This window comes from Methylotenera sp., from assembly GCF_029945705.1.
Lineage (GTDB): Bacteria > Pseudomonadota > Gammaproteobacteria > Burkholderiales > Methylophilaceae > Methylotenera.
On record NZ_JAQSDC010000015.1, the window covers coordinates 1 to 4,499 of the forward strand.

General features: G+C 37.1%; 5 protein-coding genes and 1 pseudogene. 2 read left to right on the forward strand and 4 right to left on the reverse strand.

Features of this window, described 5'->3' with window-relative positions:
* Positions 1-31: 31 nt before the first annotated feature.
* From PSU78_RS04305 to PSU78_RS04315, 4 genes are all read right to left on the reverse strand, one after another.
* Complete coding sequence (locus PSU78_RS04305) at positions 32-346, reverse strand: hypothetical protein (RefSeq protein ID WP_300384792.1); 315 nt, start codon at positions 344-346, stop codon at positions 32-34.
* Positions 347-785: 439 nt separating this feature from the next.
* A complete protein-coding gene (locus tag PSU78_RS04310) occupies positions 786-2,447 on the reverse strand; it encodes a DUF2326 domain-containing protein (protein ID WP_300384795.1) in 1,662 nt (553 codons plus the stop codon).
* A gap of 29 nt (positions 2,448-2,476) precedes the next feature.
* Positions 2,477-2,707, reverse strand: coding sequence for an ABC-three component system middle component 6 (locus tag PSU78_RS13990; RefSeq protein ID WP_367186316.1), 231 nt, complete (start codon positions 2,705-2,707; stop codon positions 2,477-2,479).
* Complete coding sequence (locus PSU78_RS04315; protein ID WP_300384797.1) at positions 2,704-3,510, reverse strand: ABC-three component system protein; 807 nt, start codon at positions 3,508-3,510, stop codon at positions 2,704-2,706. Before PSU78_RS04315 ends, PSU78_RS13990 begins: the two co-directional genes overlap by 4 nt.
* A 185-nt stretch (positions 3,511-3,695) precedes the next feature.
* Here PSU78_RS04315 and PSU78_RS04320 point away from each other — a divergent pair, with 185 nt between their 5' ends.
* Positions 3,696-4,244 carry a LexA family transcriptional regulator gene (locus PSU78_RS04320; RefSeq protein ID WP_300384800.1) on the forward strand — a complete coding sequence of 183 codons (549 nt, stop codon included), beginning with the start codon at positions 3,696-3,698 and terminating at the stop codon, positions 4,242-4,244.
* Positions 4,222-4,455, forward strand: a pseudogene (locus PSU78_RS04325) (DNA polymerase V subunit UmuC); the annotation flags it as partial. The gene PSU78_RS04320 and the pseudogene PSU78_RS04325, both read left to right, overlap by 23 nt.
* Positions 4,456-4,499 lie beyond the last annotated feature (44 nt).

A 4,499-nucleotide genomic window follows, 5' to 3' on the forward strand; every position in this document is an offset into this window, starting at 1 on the left:
ATCAGCGGTCACGTTGGACCGTTTTTACTGGTCACGATGGGCCATAATACCCAGTTTGCTCATGCATGCCATATTTACCTGACTTAAAGCAATCAATTAGCAACTGCTTAAACGCAGCTGAGAAATTAGATTGCTCAGCACTTTTGCCAATAACAATAGCAGAAAGAGGCTGCTTTCTAGTATCGTCAGGGTGATAAATAACAACAGATTTAGTGTTATCGATATCAGACACATCTACTAACTCAAACAATGCCTCTGCCAAGGATTGCTCTAGCACCACCACATCACGCTCACTTGTGAGCGTGATAAGCTTGTTTAGCACTGAATGCAAATTGACAGTATTCAAAATTAGCGGTTAATTCGATTAGATTTTCCTTACAGTATATCTAAACTGAAGTCTTGAGTGGTTTTTGAGTTTGAATACTATAATAAAAATTACTATGTAATTAAATTGTGATGAGTAGAAGTACCGTTTAATTCTGCACTTTAATCTGAATTGCTAGCCAAAATCACCTTAGTCATTACAACTTAAACCACATGGGAATATATATCGTGATAGCAACAGTATGGCTGATAATTAATCTAGAAATATTGGGGTGGCTGATGGGGCTCGAACCCACGACAACAGGAATCACAATCCTGGACTCTACCAACTGAGCTACAGCTGGCATAGAGACTAAAGCCATAAACCTTAATACTCAAGCTGATTGTCCTACTCAAAAGGACAAAAAAGGACAAACTCTTATACTTTCATTATATCCTTAAACTACAAAATACTCACTTGATTAAATTTTGAAAAGTTTTGAATTTTGAGATAAAGACAGCGCTGTGTATTTATTAACATCAATATCCTTAGGTAATTTATCCCTAAGAACTGGCAATATGTACTGGCAATTCGTAGCATTGACCACCTCGTTCAACAAACTAGTAATTTGATTGTCATGGACATTCTCTATTTGGTCACTAAGGATGAAGTGTAAGCATTCAATTCCAAGTGCATCAGCAAATTGCACATAGGCCAAATCAAAAGCTGCAATTTGACCCTTTTTCTTACCCGTACCTAAATTTCCTGATATAGAGCTAATTACTAACTCGTAACCCTTATCATTTTTTGCTGTACTAAGTACAAATGCTTCTCCATATAGCTTGGTTGAAATTGAGGAGAAGTATTCATTAAAAATAGCTATTCTTTGCTGAATCAAATTATCTAAGCTTTCAATTCCATAATTGATTAAATCTAGCTCGCCTTCAATTGTCTTTGATTTTGTTAACGTAGAATGCCATAACCTCAATTGCTCATCCAAAGCCCCTTTTCTTTCATGAGCCTCATTTAGCTGCTTAACTATTACCTGCAAATCGTCCACTATGTTTGAATTTCTAATTACCTGAACAGCTTCAGTTTCTAATACGAGTAGTTGCTTGATAGTATTTTCTTCTAACCTAATTTCGTCATTCAAGTCTGGAAGTTCTGTAGTAATATATTTAAACTTCTCCAATACCATTGAGTTATGAAAAGCTAGAGTGTCTTCAAAAGACTTTTGGATGCTTGGAATTAAAGTTTTAGCTTCGGCATAGATATCTTTCAATTGCTCGATATCGACGTCTGAAAACTCTGCCTCAAGTTCATCTTTACTTTCAACAATTAGGTCTCTCCTTAATTCCAATCTACTTAGAGAAGTGGACTTTCTGCTGATTTCAATTTTAATTTTATTTAGGTCAGCTAATGCCTCCTCATATCTCGGATTTACATTAAATGCACTCTTTTTGTGTTCAAGTTCATTAATTTGCCTATCTATAACTAGCAATGATTGCTCAACTAGCGAGGGACTGCTATCTCTAGCAAGCCTTTTCTGAAGGTCAGACTCGATTTTCTTTTCATGTAACAACGTTTGTTTTCTGTTCGCGTCGCCTACATTTATACCAAGCCAAAATAAATATAGTGCCTCGTATTCGTCCTGTGTAGTAGTTGAATGAAGCACTTTCACAGTATTTTGAAGCCTATTCTTTTCATCACGGATGTTCTTTGCAATCATTTGTTTGAAAGACGGCTTCAGAGAATCTGTTTTAAAAATTAGTTTTTTTAGTTCATTCCGAAAATTGTTAATGTTGGAGTAGAACTCGCCATTAATTTCCTGAAGCTTTTCCGAGTGGGCGAGGAAATTTCTTCTTATAAGTATTTCAGAAGATGTTGGGTTATCGAGCGACTCTTTTAGGCAAAGAGTAATTACGACGTTTTTATTTTTAAGGAATGACTCAATTGTCGAGTTAGACTTATCTCTAAACTCTGGGTCTTTATAAATATTTACGCCATTACCGCCCAAGCAATAGTCAATTAATCGAAGAACAGTTGTTTTGCCAACATTGTTACCTGACTCCTGTGTGGTTTTAGTAGCGCTTTCATCAACTATTAAGTTGATTCCCTTTTTAAAAGGAATCTCCCGTATCAAGTTACCATTGGCCTCAATTTTTAGATACTTCAAAAACACTTGATTATTTTGCCTTCATTAAACTTAATCGAGCCAAGTAAAAATAGCCAATCAAGAGTTAATAACAACAAGTTGATAGTCATTTTGGCATTCTGATTCACTCGGTGATAAAGAGAAAATAAGTCCAGCTCTTCGTTCAATGAATTTTCCAGCAACTTAAGCACTATCGCACCTGTAAAATATAAATTTCTTTCTGGGTGTATATTTTTACTAACAATCATTTTGGAGGTTCTTCCAAAATCTTACACTTCATAAACGCATCAGTCATTATTACCGATATTCCAAAAGACAAGTCTTCGCTAATTGACCTCCCGTGCTTTTCAGCTAGTTCATGCAATTGAACCTCTACTCCTTCAAAAATATCATCTGCATGAATCCTTACAGCAGTCATTTCATCATCATAGCCTGAAAGGTATTTTCCTTTTTCACGTAGATAAATCTGTTTTATATTTCTCAACAACTTTTCTTTTGTAAATGAACCCTGTAACTCTAACTCTGCATAAAGGGGGTTAATCTTTCTGAAATATACTTTGTACTCTTCAAGCATCGGCCTCATACGCTTTACTTGATTATGTTCAATTTTATGTCTTATATCAAACGCCTCAGTATCCCCCTTTTCATCAACTTCCTCAAAATCACTAGTTGCTATCACATTGATTGCTTTTATAAGCAAAGAGGTATTATTTGAAAGTTGATATGTCTTAGTACTTTCGTGATTTTTTTTCCATTCCTTAAGTAACTCTACAGGATATTGATGTTCGTTTTCTTTATTGTCTACAATCGGATGGCACACGCCACAAAGCAATAGCAAGTTATTAAAATGCCTTCTTTCATCATCAGTCATTAAGGAGTTATACCGAGGTCCATTTGGGCTTGCCGCCTCAATATGACAAATTTCAGTTGTTACAGTTGTATGGTCTTTTGAAATAAGCGGATTATCGCAAGTTGGTGCAGCACATTGATTTCCTGATAACGCGAATAGCTTCTTCTTTGTTGGTTCAGAGTAGTTGCGAGCTTTAGTCATCGTGTTTTAATCAATTTTTTCTAATTAAACTAATTTAAAAAAATAGACTTAAACAAAATATTTATTAGAGTAGTCTATTTGACCATGATAATCTAATTATGGTAAATTGAACACTGTTACATAGTTCAAAAAGGTTAAAAGTGTCACAAGGCGGTAAAAGACCTAACTCAGGCCCTAAGAAGCCAATGAGTCCATACGGGGAGAAGACCTCTGTAATCAGAGTGCCTAGCAGCATCAAGTCTGATGTACTGGTGTATCTCGAAGCATTCAAGAATAAAGTAGCTAAGCCACTAGAGCCTATGCCTCCAGTACTGCAAGCTTCACTTAATCCGATAGCGCTAGCTAGACCTGTCTACAGTGCTACAGTATCAGCAGGTCAGTCTAGGTTTCCTTCACCAGCGCAGGACTACGAGCAGAAGTTCCTAGACCTTAATGAGCGCTACATCAACAACCCACCAGCTACCTTCTTCTTTGAGGTAAAAGGTAACTCAATGGAGGGAGTAGGCATCTTTGAAGGTGATACAGTGATAGTAGACCGAGCTGTTAAACCTAAGTCCTCTAGCATCATTATCGCTGCTGTAGATGGTGAGTGGATGGTCAAGCGACTATATAAACGTGGGGATGTGATAAAGCTGCTTTCTGAGCATCCAGACCATGCGCCAATCACGTTTTCTGAGGGGCAGGAGCTAGTGATATTCGGTATCGTAACCTATGTCATTCACCAACCAAAATAACCGTGTATACGCGCTCTGTGACGCTAATTCGTTTTATGCGTCCTGCGAGAAAGTCTTTAGGCCAGACCTAAGAGACACGCCTGTTGTAGTCCTCTCGAACAACGATGGATGCGTGATAGCTCAGAGCAAAGAAGCTAAGGCCATGCTAGACCTCTATATGTGTAAGCCTTGGTTTGAGGTTGAAGAGCAAGCACGTAAGCTAGGTGTAATGGTCTAATAAAATGCGACACAAGTTAAGAGATTATAATTACTTAA